The sequence below is a fragment of the Micromonospora sp. NPDC050495 genome, assembly GCF_040655175.1.
In the GTDB taxonomy this organism is placed as follows: Bacteria; Actinomycetota; Actinomycetes; order Mycobacteriales; family Micromonosporaceae; genus Micromonospora.
On sequence record NZ_JBFAJK010000036.1, the window covers coordinates 47,647 to 66,870 of the forward strand.

Below are 19,224 nucleotides of genomic sequence, written 5' to 3' on the forward strand. Positions count from 1 at the left end.
CGGCCAAGCTCGGCCCGCCCACCCGGTCGTGGTGGTCAGGCGATGCCGGCCGGCGTCGCGCCGGACCGCAGCGCTGCCATCGGCGAGTCGTCGATCGCGTAGCCGAGCGCGTCGACCACCTCGACCACGCCGCCCACCTGGCGGGCCAGCCGCAGCGCGAGGTGCCGGGTCGACCAGCGGTCGAGCTGCCCGGTCAGGGTCACCACGCCGCCGTGGACGGCCACGTCCACCACGCCGGACGGCACGCCGAGCGTGCGGCGCAGCACGTCGACCACGTCCCAGCGGATCCCGGCGTCCCGACGCAGGTGCACCTTGAGCAGGTCGCCCCGCGTCACGATGCCGACCAGCCGGCCCAGGTCGTCGACCACGGGCAGCCGCTTGACCTGCCGCTCGTCCATGATCCGGGCCGCCTCCGGCAGCGGGGCGTCCGGTGCCACGGTGACCGCGGGCGCGGTCATCAGGTCGGCGGCCAGGGTGGCGGACGCCTTCGCGTGCGCCTCGCGTCGGTACCGGCTGGCGAAGACCCGCCGCTGCCGCGGCCGGCCCAGCAGCTCCACCTTGTACAGCAGGTCCGCCTCCGAGACCACCCCGAGCACCTGCCGCGTCCCGTCCACCACCGGCACCGCCGTGACCTGCCTGCCGGCGAGCACGTCGATGATCTCCCGGTACGCCGTGCCCTCCCGTACCGACAGCACGTCGGCGGTCATCACGTCCCGCACCTGCCACGTACGCATGGCGACCTCCTCGTTCCCGCAACCGACGCTACGGACCGGCGGTGGTCGGGAGCAGGGGCCCTGGAACCGCCCGGCCGGGCCGGAAGTCCCGGCCCGGGCTGCCCTCCGGGTCAGCCGGCCGGCACGGACTCCACCGGCTGCGCGCCGGGCCGGGGCGGGAGGTCCGCCGGGCCGCGGGGCGCCGGCTCGGCGTCCCGGGGTGGCTCGACGGTCAGCAGCTCCGCCGGCGCCGGCTCGACCTCGACCCGGCAGTCGTGGAAGGTCGGCGCGCCACCCAGGTCGGTGTCGCGGACCGCGGTGACCGCGTTGACGGTGGCCCGTCCCGGGCTCAGCCGCGCCCAGTACGCCTTGTAGGTGAAGGCCAGCCCGGGCCGGGTGGCGTCGTCCACGGCGACCGCCGCCAGGAAGACGCCCCGGTCGTTGCGCACCCGCACCGCGTCGCCGTCGGCGAGGCCGCGCGCCGCCGCGTCGTCCGGGTGCAGGTGGACCCGGGGCGGCCCGGTCCGCCGGGCGTGCCAGGGCAGCGAGGCGAAGGTGGAGTTCATCAGGAACCGGCCGGCCGGGGCGACCAGCACCAGCGGGAACCGGCGGGCCAGCTCCCGGTCGGTCGCCTCCACCGGCGGGGTGTGCCCGGGCAGCGGGTCCACCCCGAGCCGGGCCAGCGACGGGTCGTGCAGCCGGGCCCGACCGTCGGGGGTGCGGAACCCGCCGTGGGCGTACGGGGCGCTGCCCACCGCCACCCCGGTGATCCGGACGTACGTGCGTTCGCGCAGCTCCTCGAAGCTGACCGGGGTGCCGCGCAGCAGTTGCCGGGCCAGCTCCTCGTCGCTGTCGCGCAGCCGGGGGTGGTCGATGCCCAGCGCGGCGGCGAGCCGGCGGAAGATCTCGGTGTTCGGCAGCGCCTCGCCGGGCGCCTCGGTGACCGGCAGGTTCAGCGTCGTGTAGTGGTGGCCGTACGAGGAGTGCAGGTCGAGGTGCTCCGGCTGCATCGTGGCCGGCAGCACCACGTCGGCGTAGTCGCAGGTGTCGGTCCAGCGCTGCTCCAGCACCACGGTGTGCAGGTCGTCGCGGCGCAGACCGGCGAGCAGCCGGTTCTGGTCCGGTGCGGTGGCCGCCGGGTTCGCGTTGAACACCACCAGCGAGGTCACCGGCGGGTCGGCCTCCCCGGTGAGCACGGCGGCGAGCCGGCTCATGTTCACCGAGCGGGCGGGTGGGGCCGGCATGTCCGGCGGGCGGACCACCGGCCCCTCCTCGATCGGGTGGTGCCCGCTGGTCGACACCAGGGCGCCCCCGCCCGGGTACCGGAAGTCGCCGGTGACCAGCGGCAGCGCGCAGATCGCCCGGATCGCCTGCCCGGCGCCGTGGTGGCGTTGCAGCCCCAGCCCGACCCGCACGGCGGTGGGCCGGGTGGTGGCGATCCGGGTGCCGAGGTCGCGGACCACCTCGACCGGCAGGCCGCACTCGGCGGCGGCGCGCTCCACCGGCCACTCGTCGAGCCGGGCGGCCAGCTCCGGCCAGCCGACGGTGTGCGCGGCCAGCCACTCCTCGTCGGCCGCGCCCGCGTCCAGCACGTGCCGCATCAGGCCGAGCGCCAGCGCGGCGTCGGTGCCGGGCAGCGGGGCCACGTGCTGGTCGCTGCGGGCCGCGCTGTCGGTGCGCAGCGGGTCGATGGTGACCAGGTACGCGCCGCGCTCCCGGGCCTGCTGGATGAACGGCCAGAGGTGCAGGTTGGTGGCGAGCGGGTTGGCGCCCCAGAGGACGATCAGCCGCGCGTCCACGATCGACTCGGGCTCGAAGCCGACCGAGCCGCCGTAGATCGAGCGCAGCGCGGCCTGCGCCGCCCCGGTGCAGATGGTGGTGTCCAACCGCGACGCGCCCAGGTACGCGAAGAGCCGCGGACCCATGGTCCAGCCCTGCACGTGGCCCATGGTGCCGGCGAAGTAGTACGGGAGGACCGACTCGGGCCCGTCCCGGTCGATGCCGGCGCGCAGCCCGGTGGCCGCCCGGGCGATCGCCTCGGCCCAGCTCGCCGGCCGGTAGGAGACCCGCCCGACCCCCTTCGGCCCGGTCCGGACGTAGGGGGTGGTGAGCCGGTCGGGGCCGTTGACCGCGTCGAGGTAGCGGTTGACCTTGCCGCAGAGCGCCCCACGGGTGAACGGGTGATCACGGTCGCCGCGCAGCGCGACGGCGCGGCCGTCCGCCACCGTGAGCTGCCAGACGCAGGTGTCGGGGCAGTCGAGCGGGCAGGCGCCGGGGTGGGTGCTGCGAGCCATCCGGCGAGCCTACCGAGCCACGGCCGCGCAGCGCTGACCTGAGCGCGCCGGGCGCGGGCACCCTGGACCGCCACCCCGACGCGCCGGGCGGCGGTCCGGGCGCCGGGCCGGCACGGCGCCTGGCGGGGCGCTGACCGGCTTGGACCGCCGTTTGCCGCCGCCCGGGCCGGGTAACCGGCGGGTCGTCCGCCGCCGCGTCGGCGGCCGGTGGCCACAGGAGGCTGGTGTGCGGTTTCCCCGATTCGTGGAGGCGGTGTCCCGCCGGGCCGAGCTGCCCGACGACCTGGCCGCCACGCTCTCCCGCGCGGTGCTGCAGACCCTCGCCGACCGGGTCACCGGCGGCGAGTCCGGCGACCTGGCCGCCCAACTGCCCGACGAGCTGAGCGGCTACCTGACCGCCCCGGCCGAGGAGCCGGCGACCGGCGGCGCGGTCGACTTCGTGCACCGGGTCGCCGACCGGGCCGCGGTGGACCCGGCGGTGGCCGAGATGGGCACCCGCGCGGTGCTGGTCACGCTGCGCGAGACGGTGACCGTGGGCGAGTTCCACGATCTGGTGGCCCAGCTGCCGAAGGGCTTCGACGCGATGGTCGACCCGATCCCGCGCCCGCCCTACGGCGCCCCCTGAGCCGCGTCGGCCCGGCTCACCACTGCTCGGGCGGGTCGGCCAGCTCGGCCTCGGGCAGCTCCTGCGGCTCCGCCACCCAGGCCGAGTAGACCGGCAGGCCGTGCCAGGGGCCGCCCGCGCTGTCGGTGGCCACCGCGACGACCGCGTACGGGTGCCCGAAGCGCAGCTCCGCGCGGCGGGCCACGCCCTCCGGCGGCAGGCCGGCGGCCACCGCGAACGCGGTCACCGCGGCCGCCTCGAAGCCGTACCGCCCGTACCGGGCCACCACCGACTGCACCGCCGCGTACGGCAGATCCGGGTTGCCGAGCAGCGTGCCGAGGGCCCGCGCGGCGGCGTCGAAGCCGAACCCGGCCGGCATGAGGTCGTGCCGGCTCTCCGCCGACCAGCAGGGCAGCACGGCGCTGGCCAGCTCCTCCCGGCCGTCCCGGGCGAAGGTGCGGATCGACTCCTCCCGTACCGTCCAGGCGGGACCGTCACCGAGCGGCAGGTCGAACAGCGACCGCCGGCCGGGCCGCTGCCCCGCGGGGCCGGTGGCGGCGGTCACGGCCAGTTCCTGGGCCGCGGCGAGCACGTCCACCGCCGGCACGTCCGGGGCGGCGGCGACCGAGAAGACCAGCAGGCCCGCCTCGCCGTCGGCGCCCGGCGCCGGCCGGGCCGGCGCGGCGTGCACCGCGACGTCCCCGGCCCGCGCGGTGGCCGCGATCCAGCAGGAGTGCCCGTGCCAGGGGGTACGCAGCACCCGCGCCAGCCGGCCCGCCCACGCGCTGCCCGCGCCGAGCTGGTCGGCCGGCGCCACCTGGAACGGGTCCGCCCAGGACACCCGGGTGGCCAGCGCGCTGGCCAGGATCAGCAGGGTGTCCGCCTCGACGGCCATCGGGAACCGTTCGATCAGCCCGCCGGTACGCTCCCGGGCCCACGCGTCGAGGGCGGCCTGGTCGGGCAGCGGGCCGCGCTCGGTGCGCTCCGGCAGGCCGGCCCGCCACCGGGCCAGCCCGTCGAAGGGCTGCCGTTCCCAGAGCGCGGTGGCCGCCGCGACCAGCGGGTGCGGCGCGGCCAGCAGCGCGTGGGCCGCCGCCGAGGCGGTGGCCGCGTCGGTGCCGAGGGCGTCCTCCAGCCCGGCCCGGGCGTCGCCGGTGGCGGCGGGGGCGGTGAGGGCGAGCAGCAGCCAGGCGCCGAGCGGGGAGGCGATGTGGTGGGCCTCGCCGGCGGCGCCGTGCAGCCGTGCGGCGTACCGGGCGAGCGGTAGGTGCAGAGGGGTCACCGCTCCACTGTGCCGGTTGCCGGCGCGTACGTCACGACCACAGCTCGAACGGCTCGTCGATCTCCGTGCCGGCCAGGAACGCCGGCAGCAGCTCCGGCAGCCGTCCCGGGTAGCAGCGCGGCCGGTCGGCGACCAGCTCGGCCACCGGCCACCAGCGGAAGCCGAAGTAGTCCTCCACCTCGTAGTCGAGCCGGTGTGTCTCGTCGATGTCGGGTCCCGGCCCGGGCAGCCGTACCGGAACCACCACCTCGTCCTGGAGGTGGCGCAGCCGGCGGTGCACGAAGCTGGCCCGCCGCCGCCACGTCGGCGCGCCGACCTCGGCCGGGCCGACCACGATCCCGGTCTCCTCCCGCAGCTCCCGCAGCGCCGCGTCGAGGTAGGTCTCCCCGGGGTCGAGGCCGCCGCCGGGCAGCTCCCACCAGACGCCCAGCCGGGGGTGGTCCGGATCGCGGGTGTGGAACAGCAGCACCCGCTCGGCGGTGTCGAGCACCACCAGGCGGACCGCGCGGCGCTCGATCACCGGCAGGTCGCGGGGCAGTTCGGGCTGCACGGCTCCTCCCGAGGGACGGTGGCGACGGCGCCGCCCTGCGATGATGGTGATCATGTCGCAGCTCTTCGGCGAGGTCGCCGACGACTACCACGAGGCCCGCCCAGGCTATCCAGCGGAGCTGGTCGAGGCGATCCGCGGGTACCACGGCGGCCCGCCGGTCACCCTCGTCGAGGTCGGCGCCGGGACCGGCCTGGCCACCCGGACACTGCTCGACCTTGGCGCGCGGACGACCTGCGTGGAACCGGACCGCCGGATGGCGGCCGTGCTCGCCGCCCGCTTCCCGGAGGTCGAGGTGGTCGCCGCCGCGTTCGAGGAGTGGACCCCGCCGCCCGGCGGCGTGGCCGCGCTGGCCTGCGCGATGGCCTGGCACTGGCTCGACCCGGCCACCCGCAACCGGCGGGCGTACGACGCGCTCACCCCCGGCGGCACCCTGGCCGTCTTCGGCCACCGCTACGACTACCTGGACCCGGCCCACGCCGCCGGGCTGCGGGCGGCGTTCGAGTCCGTCGATCCGCAGCCGACCACGGACCGCCCGGACGGCTGGGTCCACGACGACGTGCTCGCCAGTGGGCTTTTCACCGACGTGCGGTCGCGGATGTTCCGCCGGGCCGTGCCGTTGGACACCGCGGCGTACCTGCGCCTGGTTGCCACCTTCTCGCCGCAGCTCAAGCGCCCGCCCGAGCTGCGCGAACGGGTGCGCGACGCGCTGCGCGCGACGATCGACGGGTTCGGTGGCAGCGTCGTGCTCGACCTGCGCACCACCCTGGTCCTGGCCCGCCGCCCGGCCTGACCGGCCTCAGCCGGGGTCCGGGTGGCCGGTCAGCTCGGCGTGCCGCAGCCGGACCGGGGTGCCCCGGCGCAGCGAGTTGGGGATCTCCGCGATCGCGTCGACCCGGTCCACCAGCTCCCGCAGCCGCGCCGCGTCCGCGTCGCCGTCGAGGCGTACGTCGTAGCCGATCTCGGTGGAGACGGCGGGGTCGCCGGTGAAGTCGCCGTGCACGGTGATCTCGACCCGGTGCAGGGTGATGCCCAGCGCCCGAGCCTCCCGGAACAGGTCGTTGGAGACGCAGCCGGCGACGGCCAGATAGAGCAGCTGCCCGCCGTTGAAGCCGAGCCCGTCCCCGCCACCGTCGGCCGGCCGGTCCACCACCAGCGTGAACGGCCCGGCGGACCCGATCGCCGCGGGCCGGTCCGGCAGGCTGCGGGTACGCACCTCGAAGGGCATGGGACCACCTCCGTACCCGACTCAACCACCCGGGCCGGTCGGCCGCCTCGGCGCTTCAGCCCGAACCGGCGTCGACCGCCCGGCCGACCTCGACCGGTGGCCGGGGCCGGCCGGGCCGCCCGGCGACGCCGGGCGATAGGCTGCCGGCCGTGGCAGGTCTGTTGAGGAGCGTGGCGTCCCGGCTCGGCCGGATCACCGGGGGCGCCGCGGCGCCGGCGGGCACCCCGCGGGTGATCCCCGCCCAGGTCGCGCGGCGGCGCCAGGTCTCCGCCCTGCAGCGGCGGGAGCTGGCGTACGCCCCGGAGCTGGACGGCCAGGCCGACCCGGGGGAGATCGTCTGGACCTGGGTCCCTTACGAGGACGACCCCCGGCAGGGCAAGGACCGACCGGTGCTGGTGGTGGGCCGGCAGAGCCGGACGCTGTACGGGCTGATGCTGTCCAGCCAGAGCGACCGGGACGGGCAGCGGCACTGGCTGGCCCTCGGCCCGGGGGAGTGGGACCGCGACAAGCGCCCGAGCTGGGTACGCCTGGACCGGGTGCTCACCATGCGCGAGGACAGCATCCGCCGCGAGGGCGCCGTGCTGGACCGGCCCCGGTTCGACCGGGTGGGCCAGGCGCTGCGCGCCGGCTACGGCTGGCGCTGACGGGCGGGTGGACGAGCGGCTCGCCGCCCGGGTCGCGGCCGAGTTCGGGCTGCGCCTGGTCAGCTCCGCCCCGGTGGACCTGGGCGCGGATCCGGCCGCCCGAACGTGGCGGGCGACCACCGCCGACGGTCACGCGTACGCGGTGAAGCTCACCGGCGGGGGCACCCCGGCCGGCTCGGTGGTGGCCGCGCTGCTGGCCGAGCGGGGCGTACCCGGTGTGCCCGCGCCGCTGACCACCCGGGACGGGCGGCTCGACGCCGTCCACGACGGACGCCGCCTCACCGTGGTGCCGTGGGTCTCCGACGAGCCGGCCCCCGACGGCGACCTGCGCGCCGCGCACTGGCGCGGCTACGGCGCGCTGCTCGCCGCCGTCCACGCGGTCCCGGTGACCGGCGAGCTGGCGGGGCTGCCCCGCGAGGACCACACCCACGCCGCGGTCGGGGCGGCCGTCCGCGAGACGGACCGCCGGTTGCGCGCGGTCGACGAGGCCACGGCCGACCGCTGGACCCGGGAGGTGGCCGCCCACTGGCGGGCCGCCGGCACCGACCTCGACCGGCTGCTCGCCGCGCTGGACCGGCTCGGCGCGGAGTTGCGGGCCCGCCCGGCCGAGCTGGTCGTCTGCCACGGCGACCCGCACCTGGGCAACCTGCTGCTCGGCGCGGACGGGCAGGTCTGGCTGATCGACTGGGACGACGCCGTGCTCGCCCCGCGGGAACGCGACCTGATGTTCGTCCTCGAGGGCGGGCCGGCGTTCGCGCCGCAGGGGCGGGTGGACGAGGCGTCCTTCCGGGCCGGCTACGGGCCGGTGACGCCGGACCCTCTGCGGCTGGCGTACCACCTCGGGGTGCGGGCGCTGGACGACATGTGGAGCTGGTCGGCGGAGGCCGCCGATCCCGGGCGGCCGGAGGCGGACCGGGTGCGCGCGCTGCGGATCCTGGCCGGGCTGCGGTCGCCGTCGGGGCTGCTCACCCTGGCCCGGGGCGCGCTGCGGGCGGCGGGCCGCTGGCCGCGGTGACCGGCCGGCCGCTCAGCACTCGGCCATCAGCTCCCGCGCGGCGCGGGCGGCGCTGACGCTCTTCGCCTGGTACATCGCGGCGTCCGCCCGGCAGAGCGCGTCGGTGAGCTGGGTGGGTCCGTGTACCGGTGCGAGCCCGACGGACGCGGTGACCTGCACCGTCCGGGTGCCGACCGGGATGGGCGCGGCGAGCGCCTCGCAGAGCCGGCGGGTGGCGTGCTCGATCCACCGGCGGTCCAGGGTGGGGCTGGCCAGCAGGCCGGCGAACTCGTCGCCGCCGAGCCGGGCCACCAGGTTGTCCCCGGCGAACGCGGCCAGCCGCTGCGCGACGCTGATCAGCACCTGATCGCCGGCGGCGTGCCCGTAGCGGTCGTTGACCTGCTTGAAGCCGTCGAGGTCGAGCACCACGGCGACCAGCGGCCGGCCGGCCGGGTTGGTCAGCAACGCCGCCGCCAGCCGGAAGAAGGCCCGCCGGTTCGGCAGGCCGGTGAGCGGGTCGTGGCTGGCCGCGTGCCGTTCGGCCTCCAGTTCGGCCTGGAGCAGTTCGACCTCCGCCTCGGCGCGCAGCGCTCGGCGGCGCAGTTGCCAGACGGAGACCAGGGCACCGACGGCGGAGACTCCGGAGGCGACGGTCATCGGATCCGGCACGCGCCCTCCTCCCCGTAACGCACGTGTCTCGGCCCCCGCTCGCGCTCGTCTCGACCGGCAGCCTGGTTACCCAAAGTGAACGGTTGGGCACACCGCACGTGCGTTATCATGCTCGCTGTCCAATGCAGATGCAATAGCAGATGCACGTGCATCACGATCCTGAATAGACGACATCCCTCCGCCGCCAGCACCGCCCCTCCCCGCGGCACCGGCTGGCTCGGCACAGAAAGACGCCCAATGCAGCAGCCTGAGAACGGCGTACCCACCAGCCAACTGCCGCCGCTGCGGTGGCAGAAGAGCCGCCGGAGCAACCCCAGCGGGAACTGTGTCGAGCTGGCCGAGCTGCCCGGCGGCGCCGGGATCGCGGTGCGCAACTCCCGGCACCCGGAGGGTCCGGCGCTGATCTACAGCGTGGACGAGATCGCCGCCTTCGTGCTCGGCGCCCGCGACGGCGACTTCGACCACCTGATCGCCGGCCGCCCGTCCCCCTGACCCGACCGACTCGGCCGTCCGGGGGAGTTCACCTCACCGAGGGTTCATGGCATGCTTACTCGTCGGTTGGGCTGGGGCGCCCGGCCGACACCCGCCGGCATGCGAAGGACGCGCACGTGACGATGGTGCCCGCCGAGGGCGGCCCGGCCAGTGGGCCGACAGTGCTGCGCATGCTGCTCGGGGGGCAGTTGCGCCGCCTGCGGGAAGGTGCCGGGGTCACCCGGGAGGCGGCCGGCTGGGAGATCCGCTCCTCCGAGTCCAAGATCAGCCGGATGGAGCTGGGCCGGGTCGGTTTCAAGGAGCGCGACGTCGCCGACCTGCTCACCCTCTACGGCGTCACGGCCGAGGAGGAACGGGCGGCGCTGCTGGCCCTGGCCCGCGACGCCAACAGCCCCGGATGGTGGCACCGCTACGGCGACGTCCTGCCCAGCTGGTTCCAGTCCTACCTCGGCCTGGAGGCCGCCGCCGCGCTGATCCGCACGTACGAGTTGCAGTTCGTGCCCGGCCTGCTCCAGACCGCCGACTACGCCCGCGCGGTGATCCTCCTCGGTCACCAGGGCGCCCCGCCCGAGGAGCTCGAACGCCGGGTCGGCCTCCGGATGAAGCGCCAGGAGCTGCTGCACCGCCCCGACCCGCCGCAGCTCTGGGCGGTGCTCGACGAGGCCGCCCTGCGCCGGCCGATCGGCGGGCACGCCGTGATGCGCGCCCAGCTGGACGCCCTGATCGAGGCCACCGCCGCCGCGCACATCCGGTTGCAGGTCGTGCCCTTCGACGCCGGCGGGCACGCCGCGGCCAGCGGCGCCTTCAGCATCCTGCGCTTCGGCGACGAGGACCTGCCCGACATCGTCTACATCGAGCAGCTCACCAGCGCGATCTACCTCGACAAGCGTGACGACCTCGACTACTACGCGCTGGCCATGGAACGGCTCTGCGTCGAGGCCGCCCCGCCCGAGAGCACGCCCGAGCTGCTCGCCAAGATCCGCGACGAGCTCTACCCGGGCTGACCCGGCCGGGCGTTTCCCCGGCTGCCGGGCCCGCTTGTCGACCCCGCCCCGGGTGGTGCGGTGCCACCCAGTTCGGCTGGGAATCGCCCGACCGGGGCGGAACCGGGCACCGGGTTGGCCGAGCCGGCCGGGCGGCAGGCAGACTGGGGCACCATGTCGCCGTTGACGCCCTCGCTGCGCCTGCACGATCGGTACGTCCTGCGCGAGCGCATCGGACTCGGCGGGATGTCCGAGGTGTGGCGCGCCGACGACGAGGTGCTGCACCGACCCGTCGCGGTCAAGGCCCTCGCCACGCAACTCGCCGCCGACCCGCACCTACGCGCCACCATCCAGCGCGAGGCGCGCGCCGCGGCCCGGCTCACCCACCCGCACGTGACCCAGGTGTACGACTACGGCGAGGCCACCCTGCCCGGCGGCGGGGTCGTGCCGTACCTGGTCATGGAGTTGGTGGAGGGGCGGACGTTGGCCGACCGGTTGTCCGGCGGCCCGCTCGCCTGGCCCGAGGCGGTCCGGTTGGCCGGCCAGGTCGCCGGCGCGCTGGCCGCCGCGCACAAACTCGGCGTGGTGCACCGCGACATCAAGCCCGGCAACGTCATGCTCACCGAGACCGGCGCGAAGGTCCTCGACTTCGGCATCGCCACGCTCGCCGGCCCCCGGCACCCGCTGGCCGGCCAGACCGGCGAGCTGATGATGGGTACGCCCGCCTACTTCGCCCCGGAGCGGATGACCCCCGGCCCGGCGAACCCGGCCAGCGACGTGTACGCCCTCGGCGCACTGCTCTACCGCACCCTCACCGGCCGGGCCCCGCTGCCCGTGCAGACCTGGGACGACGTGCTCGACCTGCGGACCCAGCGACCCCCGGTGCCGCCGCTGCGCATCCCCGGGCTGCCCGCCGACGTCGCCGAGCTCACCCTGGCCTGCCTCGCCGCGGACCCGGCCGGGCGACCCACCGCCGCCCACCTCGCGGCCCGCTTCGGCGCCGGCCGGCCCGCCGACCCGCCGACCGCGGTCCTGCCCACGGTGGCCCAGCCCGAGCAGGCCCCGACGCTGATCGACCGGGCCGCCGTGCCGGTCCACCCGACCCCGCCAGCACGAGCCGCGGCGCACCCGACCCAGCCGCCGCGAGCCGCGGCCCGCCCGGTCCCGCCACCGCGAACCGTGGCCGGCCCGCCGGCCCGGTCCAACCGGCTCCTCGGCGTGCTCCTCGCGGCCGGCCTGGTGCTGCTGCTCGGCCTCGTCGGCACGCTGCTGCTCGACGACGACCCGCACTCGCCCGCGGCCACCGCGCCGGGCACCACCGCCCCGGCCGACGAGCCGGCCCCCGAGTCGTCCAGCGCGCCCGCGCCGGCCACCACCGGGCCCGCCAGCACCCGGCCGGCGCCGGTCACCGTGCGCCAGCTCGCGGCGCAGTTCGCGGACCTCCTCGGCCAGGCCGTGGCGGACGGCCGGGTCGACGGGAAGATCGCCAACGACCTGCGGAAGAAGGCGGGCGAGCTGGACCGGGGCAAGCCCAAGGACCGCGCCAAGCGGATCGAGGACCTCCGCGAGCGCATCGACGACGCCGCCGACGACGGCACGCTCGACGACCGGACCGCCGCCGCCCTCCAGCGGCTGCTCGCCGCGTACGCGCTGCTGCACGGCCGCGCCCAGGGCTGACCCGACCCCCACCAGGCTCCGGTCAGTCCAGCCGCACCGGGTCGCCGACGCGGACCTGCCCGGGGCGCACCACCTGCGCGTACCCGCCGACGCAGGGCTGCGCCGCCAGGCCGGGCAGCGGCACCACCCGGTTCAGCCGCGCGGGCGCGCGCAACGCGTCCGGATCGCGGGGGAGCGGGCCGTGCGCCAGGGTCGGGACCGCGCAGCGGGGTGTCGGCGCCAGCATCCGCAGCACCACCTCGTCGCCGAGCCGCAGCTCCCGCCCCACCCAGTCGTTCTCGGCGAAGCCCGCGCCGTCGGTGTCGAGCAGCAGGTTCGGCCGGTACCGGGCCGGGTCGACCACACCGGCCGGCACGGCCGCGCCGAGCCGACGCAGGGTCGCCGTGGTCAGCAGGTGCAGCGGCGCGAAGTCGACGAAACTGCCCGGCGGGGCGGCCGCCCCGAGCCGCCCCTCGTCCATCGGCACCGGAACCGTCACACCCGCCGCGAGCACCGCCTCCGGGCGGGACCGTTCGAGAACGGCGTCCGGCGGTGGGGTGTCGACCAGCGTCACCGGCTCGCCCAGCACCTCGGAGAGCACCGCATCCACCCGGTCGTCGTCCGCGCCGACGGTGCGGCCGTCGGGCAGCACGATCCGGACCGGTCCGGCCCCTGCCGCCCGCAGCGTGAGCAGGGCCCGCCAGCGGTACGGATTCTTCGCGCTGGCCACCCGGCCGGACACCCGGTCCAGCAGCGCGAACCGCCGGTCGCCGACCAGCCCACCCGCCCGCACCTCCGCCGCGGCCAGCTCCTCGCCGAGCAGCGACTTCACCGGGTAGCGCCGGATCCCGGCGATCTGCCCGAGCAACACCTGCCACCCCTCACCCGGACCACCCCGCCCGTCAGCCGTACCCTCCCCGGACCGCGGCCCGCCACGTGGGTGGGCCGCCCGCCGCCGGCGCTCAGTGGAGTGTCGCCCGTACCAACTCGCCGGTGCCCGTGCCGGCCCGCCCCACCGGCGACCCGTCCGGCATCCAGATCCCCGAACCGCCCGCCGCCCGCGGGTAGCCGCCACCGGTGCCCCCGGCGAAGCTCGCCACCGCCACCCACACCTGGTGCGTGGTGGCGATCCGTCGGGCCCGCTCCGCCGGCACCGCCGCGTCGTCGGCCGTCTCCAGCACCCCGGCGAGGTACGCGTCCGCGCCCAGGGCCGCGGTCCCGGCCGCGTGTTCGGCGATCCCGGTGTCCCGGCACACCGCCAGGCCGAGCCGCCAGCCGTCCACCTCGAGCACCGCCGGTTGGGTGCCGGGCGCGAACCGGTCCGGCTCCGCGCCACCCAACCACATCTTCCGGTACGCCGCCCGGGCGCCGGCCCCGTCCACCGCGAGGACCGCCAGGTAGGGCCGGCTTGGCCCCGGCACCGGGGCACCCGCCAACGCCACCGCCCCCGTCTCGGCGCACGCCGCCACGAGCGGCGCGAGCCGGGTGTCGCCGGCCTGCACCGGCTCGGCGTCCAGCTCGTACCCGGTCAGCGACAGCTCGGGAAAGACCACCACCCGCGCCCCGGCCGCGCGCACGGTCGCGGCGTGCACGGCCGCGTTGCCGGCGACGTCGTACGAGCGGCAACGCGGTTGGGCGACCGCCAGGCGCAGCGGCGTACGCATCGACCCCACCCTTCTTCCTCCACCGTCCGTGCCCGCAGCCTAGGCGCCACCGGCCCAACCCGCCTTCCCCGATTGCGGCATGTTGTGGTGTCCGTGGTCCAGGAAGGGCCGCTTTGCCGCATCCGGGGTTGACCATCCCGGCCGGGCGCCGTGGCCGCCGCTGGGTGGTATGTCCGGGTCCGTCGGTGACCCGCGACATCCCCCGGCCGGAATGGCTGGCGGCCGGGGGTCGTTGAACACGGGTGAACGGCCGAGGAAGATCGCCCCACCCCGGGGCCGGGCCCCCGGGAATGATGGTGGGCAGCCGGTCGTTACACATGGTCCCGGCGCCCTGAAGAGGCCCCCCGCCCCGCGGGCCGGATGACCCCCCCTTTCAAGACTTTTGAGCGCCTGACGGTGCTTGCGCACAGTGGCGACCCCCATCGCCGTGTGCGCCGACCCCCGAATGGAGCTTTCCCATGAACACCATGCTGCGTAAGAGCGTGCTCGGTATCGCTGGTCTGACCGTCGCCGGTGGTCTCGCCGCCGGTCCGCTGAACCATCACGACGCCACCCCGAACACCGCCCTGACCGAGGCCGCCGTCGTCCAGGCCGACAAGCCGGACATGGGCAAGCTGATCCCGCACGGTGTGCAGGGCGCCCAGTCGCGCATCGACCTCAGCGACGAGCAGACCGCCAACGCCAAGGCGATCATCGCCGCCACCAAGAAGGCCGGTCTGCCGGAGCGGGCGGCGGTGATCTCCATCGCCACCAGCCTGCAGGAGTCGAAGCTGGAGAACCTGGGCCACCTCGGCGACCGCAACGACCACGACTCGCTGGGCCTGTTCCAGCAGCGCCCGAGCTCGGGTTGGGGCACGCCGGAGCAGATCACCGACCCCGAGTACGCGACGCTGGCGTTCGAGAAGGGCCTGAAGCAGGTCGACGGCTGGCAGGACATGCCGCTGACCGAGGCCGCCCAGACCGTGCAGGTCTCGGCCTACCCGGATGCCTACGCCCAGTGGGAGCAGCAGGCCGCCGACATCGTCGCCCAGCACTGGAACAGCTGACCAAACCCAGCACGAAACAACTGACCACAGCACCAGACCGCACGCTGGCCGGCACCCGAACCCGGGTGCCGGCCAGCGGCGTCTGTGCCCGTAGGGCCACGCAGCCCAAGCCTCAGCAGGCTGCGTGCAACCGGTGAGTCAGCAGGCTGCGTACAACCGGCGGGTTCCCGCGCCGGCGGCCCACGCCGCGCGGTCGCTGAACCGGCACCCGAAGTCGGCCGCCCGCACCGCCCGCGGATCGGTGACCGCGTCGCCGGCCGGCCGCTTCCCGGTGCGTACCCAGGAAACCAGGTCGTCCCAGGCGGCGCCGGCCTCGGCCGGGCTGAACTCGCAGTGCTGCGCGGCGCGGACGGCGCGCTGCACGACCAGCCGGCTGCGCCCGTGCCATGCCGCGTCCCGGGCGTAGGCCTGCTCCATGCTGAAGGGTACGAAGAGGTCGCCGAGGTCGTGCAGGGTGAGCACCGGCACGGTCGGCCGGCCGCTGATCCGGGGCACCTCGGTCAGCGTCGGGGACAGCCGCTGCCGCAGGTTCTCCGGGGCGACCCGCTGCACGGTGGCGTTCAGGTCGACCGGGCTGTTCGGGGAGTACCGGGTGAGCAGGTTGGTGGCGAGCTGGCCGGGCCGCTGGGCGGGGGAGTCGCCGCCGTCGGTGGTGGTGATGCCGAACAGGAAGTCCTTCCAGACCGCGAAGGCCGCGTCGGCGCCGGGCCGAGGGCCGCCGGAGCGTTCGACGGTGACGGCGCGCAGCTGCTTGCCGAGGTCGTTGGTGGTGTCCGGACCGCCCTGGGTGAGGCCGGCCAGGCCCAGCGCCACCTGGATCCGGGGCACCGCGTTGGTCAGGTAGTCGGCCGGCGTCGGGTAGGCGCGCACCCCGGCGAGGGCCTGCGCGGCGAGGTTGTAGTCGAGGAAGAAGTCGAACAGCTCGTGGTCGCCGAGGACGCCGCACATGGGCAGCGCCCCGTCGTAGTAGCCCGGGTACTGCTCCAACGAGCGGCCGATGATGTGCCCGCCCATCGACACACCGGAGATGTACACCCGGTGCGGGCGTCGCACCGTGTCGGCGAAGAGGTCGGCCAGGTGCCGGGTGCTGAGCACGCCGGAGCGGATGTCGTAGCCGTTGCGGTCGTACGAGGACGACGCCCAGGCGTACCCCTGCCCGAGCAGGCGCTGGCGCAGGTCGTACGCGGGCGGCTCGGGGGAGAGCTCGGTGCCCTGACCGCGGTAGCCGTGCGCCCACATGACGAGGTCGCCGTTCCAGCGTGCGGGGGTCTCGATGATGTAGCCGGCGTGCTCGTGCACGCCCTGGCGGACGGTGGTGGGCGCGCCGCCGACGACCAGCGGCGCCAGGGGCGGGTTGCTGATGGTGTAGCCGGGCAGCGGCTGGCCGCCGTCGGTGCCGCGGTCGCCGGCGACGGCGGGGGTGGCGCCGGCGAGGCCGGCCGCGAGGGTGAGGGCCGCGCCGGCGGCGAGCAGCCGGCGGACCAGGCGGGTGGATGAGGTCAGCATCGTTGCTCCCCCGGGGACGGGTGCCGCCCCGGGACGGGGGCGGCCAGGCGGGACGGATGCCTACCGGCCGGTAGCGCCCTGAACGTAGGCCGGACCTCGACCCCTGTCAATCGCTGACTGACCGCATGGTCAGCCCGGCCCGCCCGCTCCGGCCACAGTGGCGGCTCAGACCAGACCGTGCGCCAGCATCGCCTCGGCCACCCGGCGGAAGCCGTTGATGTTCGCGCCGGCCACATAGTCGCCGGGCAGGCCGTACTCCTCGGCGGTGGCCCAGCAGCGGGCGTGGATGTCCCGCATCGTCTCCCGCAACCGCTGCTCCGACTGGGCGAACGTCCACGCGTCCCGGCTGGCGTTCTGCTGCATCTCCAGCGCGCTCACCGCCACCCCGCCCGCGTTGGCCGCCTTGCCCGGGGCGAACCGCACCCCGGCCCCACCCAGGATGCGCACCGCCTCCGGGGTGGTCGGCATGTTGGCTCCCTCCACCACCGCGACGCAGCCGCCGGCGACCAGCGCCGCGGCCTCCGCGCCGCCGATCTCGTTCTGCGTCGCGCAGGGCAACGCCAGATCGCAGGGCACCTCCCAGACGGTACGACCGGAGACCGCCACCGCGTGCGGCACCTGCCGTACGTAGTCGTCCAGCCGAACCCGGCGCTCCTCCTTCAACTCCCGCAGCAGCTCCAGGTCGATGCCCTTCTCGTCCAGCACGTACCCGTCCGAGTCGGAGCAGGCCACCACCGTGCCGCCGAGCTGGTGCGCCTTCTCGATCGCGTAGATGGCCACGTTGCCCGAGCCGGAGACCACCACCCGCTTGCCGTCCAGGCCGTCCCCGGTCTGCTTCAGCATCTCCTCGGCGAAGAAGACCGCCCCGTACCCGGTCGCCTCCCGGCGCACCTGCGCACCCCCGTACGCCAGCCCCTTACCGGTGAGCACCCCCGACTCGTACCGGTTGGTGATCCGCTTGTACTGCCCGAACAGGTAGCCGATCTCCCGGCCACCCACCCCGATGTCCCCGGCCGGCACGTCCGTCTGCGCGCCGATGTGCCGGTACAACTCGGTCATGAAACTCTGGCAGAAGCGCATCACCTCCCGGTCCGAGCGGCCCTTCGGGTCGAAGTCCGCGCCGCCCTTGCCGCCGCCGATCGACAGCCCGGTCAACGCGTTCTTGAAGATCTGCTCGAAGCCGAGGAACTTCACGATGCCCAGGTAGACCGACGGGTGGAAGCGCAGACCACCCTTGAACGGCCCGAGCGCGCTGTTGAACTCCACCCGGAAACCCCGGTTCACCCGTACCCGGCCGTGGTCGTCCTCCCACGGCACCCGGAAGATGACCTGCCGCTCCGGCTCGCAGATCCGCTCGACGATCCGCGCGTGCGCGTACTCGGGGTGCCGGGCCAGGGCCGGGCCGATGCTCTCCAGCACCTCCCGGACGGCCTGGTGGAACTCGGGCTCACCCGGGTTCCGCTTGACCACGTTCGCGAACACCGTCTCGACGGTCTCCGGCATCACCGTACGCCCCTTCCGGTCCCGGACCGGGCCTCGTCGCGCCCCGCCGGATCGGCATCCCGCCGACGCCCCCGAGTACGGATCGTCACCGCCGTCCGGTTCACCTGATCCGGTGGACGACCCGCCTCGAACACGGGTCAGCTTGATCGTTGCGATCGGCCCCGTGGGTGGTTGCGGTGGGCGGGTGGGACCCGCCGTGCCCGGCTCCGGGCGGTCAGGCTTGATCCCTGCGCCGGTCACGGCGGGTCCCACCCGCGTCGTGCGCACCGTCGGGCTGGTCGCCCGTCGGACAGCCGTGATGGCCGCTCCGGCCGCCGCCCCGGCGCCGCCCGGGCGAGCCGGGTCCGGGAGGACGGTACGCGGCTGCGACGGGTGTGCGGCCCGGCTCCGGCGGTGAATGGAACGTCATGGAGGTCTCCGGGCTTCGGAAACCTCCATACCGTTCCACCGACGGTTGGACGTCCGCGCACCACTGGGTAGCTCGAGGTGGTTTGTCCGGTTTCGAAGGTGTGGTCGGCGGCACCGTGGGGCCGGAATGGCTGGGGGCCGGGGGTCGTTGTATCCGGGTGAACGGCCGAGGAAGACCACCCTTCACGGGTGCCGGGCCCCCGGGAATGATGGTGGGTCGGCGGTCGTTACACATGGTCCCGGCGCCGCGAAGAGGCCCCCGCCCCGCGGCCGGGATGATCCCCCTAAGACTTTCCCCTCCGGGTGTGTGCGCGTCTATCGCGTCAACATCCCGCCCCGCTTCTTTTGAGCGCCTGACGGTGCTTGCGTCTGCTGCCTGACCCCCCTGGGCGTGGACGCCGACCCCCGAATGGAGCTTTGTCATGAACACGATGCTGCGTAAGAGCGTGCTGGGTATTGCTGGTCTGGCTTTCACCGGTGGTGTGTTCGCCGGTCCGATCGCCGCCCACGCCGACACCCCGACCGTGCACGCGAAGCCGGTTACGGCCGTGCAGGCCGACAAGCCCGGTGTCGACAAGAACAAGCTGATCCCGCATGGTGTGCAGGGCGCCCAGTCGACGATTGACCTCAGCGATGAGCAGACCGCCAATGCCAAGGCGATCATCGCCGCGACGAAGAAGGCCGGACTGCCCGAGCGGGCCGCGGTGATCTCCATCGCCACGAGCCTGCAGGAGTCGAAGCTGGAGAACCTGGGTCACCTCGGCGATCGCAACGACCATGACTCGCTGGGCCTGTTCCAGCAGCGCCCGAGCTCGGGTTGGGGTACGCCGGAGCAGATCACCGACCCGGAGTACGCGACGCTGGCGTTCGAGAAGGGTCTGAAGCAGGTTGACGGGTGGCAGGACATGCCGCTGACCGAGGCCGCCCAGACCGTGCAGGTCTCGGCCTACCCGGATGCCTACGCCCAGTGGGAGCAGCAGGCCGCCGACAT

General features: G+C 75.3%; 19 protein-coding genes. 9 read left to right on the forward strand and 10 right to left on the reverse strand.

Annotated elements, in window-relative coordinates:
* Nucleotides 1-35: 35 nt before the first annotated feature.
* Together AB0I11_RS26450 and AB0I11_RS26455 are read right to left on the reverse strand one after the other, a co-directional pair.
* Entirely contained in the window at nt 36-734 is a 699-nt protein-coding gene (locus AB0I11_RS26450) for a CBS domain-containing protein (RefSeq protein ID WP_357326011.1), read from the reverse strand.
* A 110-nt stretch (nt 735-844) separates the two neighbouring features.
* On the reverse strand, nt 845-3,007 hold the full coding sequence (locus AB0I11_RS26455; RefSeq protein ID WP_357326014.1) for a molybdopterin-dependent oxidoreductase: 2,163 nt from the start codon (nt 3,005-3,007) through the stop codon (nt 845-847).
* Between the two features lie 226 nt (nt 3,008-3,233).
* On the opposite strand from AB0I11_RS26455, the gene AB0I11_RS26460 reads away from it, so the two are divergent.
* Entirely contained in the window at nt 3,234-3,632 is a 399-nt protein-coding gene (locus AB0I11_RS26460) for a DUF2267 domain-containing protein (RefSeq protein ID WP_357326017.1), read from the forward strand.
* 16 nt (nt 3,633-3,648) lie between these two features.
* Here the strand turns inward: AB0I11_RS26460 and AB0I11_RS26465 are convergent, their stop codons facing one another.
* Together AB0I11_RS26465 and AB0I11_RS26470 are read right to left on the reverse strand one after the other, a co-directional pair.
* On the reverse strand, nt 3,649-4,893 hold the full coding sequence (locus AB0I11_RS26465; protein ID WP_357326020.1) for a hypothetical protein: 1,245 nt from the start codon (nt 4,891-4,893) through the stop codon (nt 3,649-3,651).
* A gap of 31 nt (nt 4,894-4,924) precedes the next feature.
* On the reverse strand, nt 4,925-5,443 hold the full coding sequence (locus AB0I11_RS26470; RefSeq protein WP_357326023.1) for an NUDIX domain-containing protein: 519 nt from the start codon (nt 5,441-5,443) through the stop codon (nt 4,925-4,927).
* Between the two features lie 52 nt (nt 5,444-5,495).
* On the opposite strand from AB0I11_RS26470, the gene AB0I11_RS26475 reads away from it, so the two are divergent.
* Nucleotides 5,496-6,233, forward strand: coding sequence for a class I SAM-dependent methyltransferase (locus tag AB0I11_RS26475; RefSeq protein WP_357326027.1), 738 nt, complete (start codon nt 5,496-5,498; stop codon nt 6,231-6,233).
* Between the two features lie 6 nt (nt 6,234-6,239).
* On the opposite strand, the gene AB0I11_RS26480 is transcribed toward AB0I11_RS26475, so the two are convergent.
* Nucleotides 6,240-6,668 carry an OsmC family protein gene (locus tag AB0I11_RS26480; RefSeq protein ID WP_357326030.1) on the reverse strand — a complete coding sequence of 143 codons (429 nt, stop codon included), beginning with the start codon at nt 6,666-6,668 and terminating at the stop codon, nt 6,240-6,242.
* 149 nt (nt 6,669-6,817) lie between these two features.
* Between AB0I11_RS26480 and AB0I11_RS26485 the strand changes: the two genes are divergently transcribed.
* A complete protein-coding gene (locus AB0I11_RS26485) occupies nt 6,818-7,312 on the forward strand; it encodes a type II toxin-antitoxin system PemK/MazF family toxin (protein WP_357326033.1) in 495 nt (164 codons plus the stop codon).
* 7 nt (nt 7,313-7,319) lie between these two features.
* Nucleotides 7,320-8,327 (forward strand): phosphotransferase, encoded by a 1,008-nt coding sequence (locus tag AB0I11_RS26490; RefSeq protein ID WP_357326036.1) that lies wholly within the window; start codon nt 7,320-7,322, stop codon nt 8,325-8,327.
* Nucleotides 8,328-8,339: 12 nt separating this feature from the next.
* Here the strand turns inward: AB0I11_RS26490 and AB0I11_RS26495 are convergent, their stop codons facing one another.
* Complete coding sequence (locus AB0I11_RS26495) at nt 8,340-8,975, reverse strand: GGDEF domain-containing protein (RefSeq protein ID WP_357326039.1); 636 nt, start codon at nt 8,973-8,975, stop codon at nt 8,340-8,342.
* A 237-nt stretch (nt 8,976-9,212) separates the two neighbouring features.
* Between AB0I11_RS26495 and AB0I11_RS26500 the strand changes: the two genes are divergently transcribed.
* The 3 genes from AB0I11_RS26500 to AB0I11_RS26510 all read left to right on the forward strand — a co-directional run bounded on the left by AB0I11_RS26500 (nt 9,213) and on the right by AB0I11_RS26510 (nt 12,127).
* Nucleotides 9,213-9,467 (forward strand): DUF397 domain-containing protein, encoded by a 255-nt coding sequence (locus AB0I11_RS26500; protein WP_357326041.1) that lies wholly within the window; start codon nt 9,213-9,215, stop codon nt 9,465-9,467.
* A 116-nt stretch (nt 9,468-9,583) separates the two neighbouring features.
* Nucleotides 9,584-10,471, forward strand: a complete 888-nt coding sequence (locus AB0I11_RS26505; RefSeq protein WP_357326044.1) for a helix-turn-helix transcriptional regulator — start codon at nt 9,584-9,586, stop codon at nt 10,469-10,471.
* Nucleotides 10,472-10,624: 153 nt separating this feature from the next.
* The gene (locus AB0I11_RS26510) at nt 10,625-12,127 is read left to right on the forward strand and encodes a protein kinase (protein WP_357326047.1); all 1,503 of its coding nucleotides are present in this window, start codon (nt 10,625-10,627) and stop codon (nt 12,125-12,127) included.
* Between the two features lie 22 nt (nt 12,128-12,149).
* Here the strand turns inward: AB0I11_RS26510 and AB0I11_RS26515 are convergent, their stop codons facing one another.
* Nucleotides 12,150-12,977 carry an MOSC domain-containing protein gene (locus AB0I11_RS26515; protein WP_357326050.1) on the reverse strand — a complete coding sequence of 276 codons (828 nt, stop codon included), beginning with the start codon at nt 12,975-12,977 and terminating at the stop codon, nt 12,150-12,152.
* Between the two features lie 91 nt (nt 12,978-13,068).
* Nucleotides 13,069-13,770 carry a carbon-nitrogen hydrolase family protein gene (locus tag AB0I11_RS26520; RefSeq protein ID WP_357326052.1) on the reverse strand — a complete coding sequence of 234 codons (702 nt, stop codon included), beginning with the start codon at nt 13,768-13,770 and terminating at the stop codon, nt 13,069-13,071.
* Nucleotides 13,771-14,228: 458 nt separating this feature from the next.
* On the opposite strand from AB0I11_RS26520, the gene AB0I11_RS26525 reads away from it, so the two are divergent.
* Entirely contained in the window at nt 14,229-14,816 is a 588-nt protein-coding gene (locus AB0I11_RS26525; RefSeq protein WP_357326055.1) for a hypothetical protein, read from the forward strand.
* 138 nt (nt 14,817-14,954) lie between these two features.
* Here the strand turns inward: AB0I11_RS26525 and AB0I11_RS26530 are convergent, their stop codons facing one another.
* Nucleotides 14,955-16,322 carry a hypothetical protein gene (locus AB0I11_RS26530; RefSeq protein ID WP_357326058.1) on the reverse strand — a complete coding sequence of 456 codons (1,368 nt, stop codon included), beginning with the start codon at nt 16,320-16,322 and terminating at the stop codon, nt 14,955-14,957.
* A gap of 165 nt (nt 16,323-16,487) precedes the next feature.
* Nucleotides 16,488-17,825, reverse strand: a complete 1,338-nt coding sequence (gene gdhA, locus AB0I11_RS26535; RefSeq protein WP_357326061.1) for an NADP-specific glutamate dehydrogenase — start codon at nt 17,823-17,825, stop codon at nt 16,488-16,490.
* 830 nt (nt 17,826-18,655) lie between these two features.
* Here gdhA and AB0I11_RS26540 point away from each other — a divergent pair.
* On the forward strand, nt 18,656-19,224 hold a 569-nt coding region (locus tag AB0I11_RS26540; RefSeq protein WP_357326064.1), incomplete at its 3' end, for a hypothetical protein.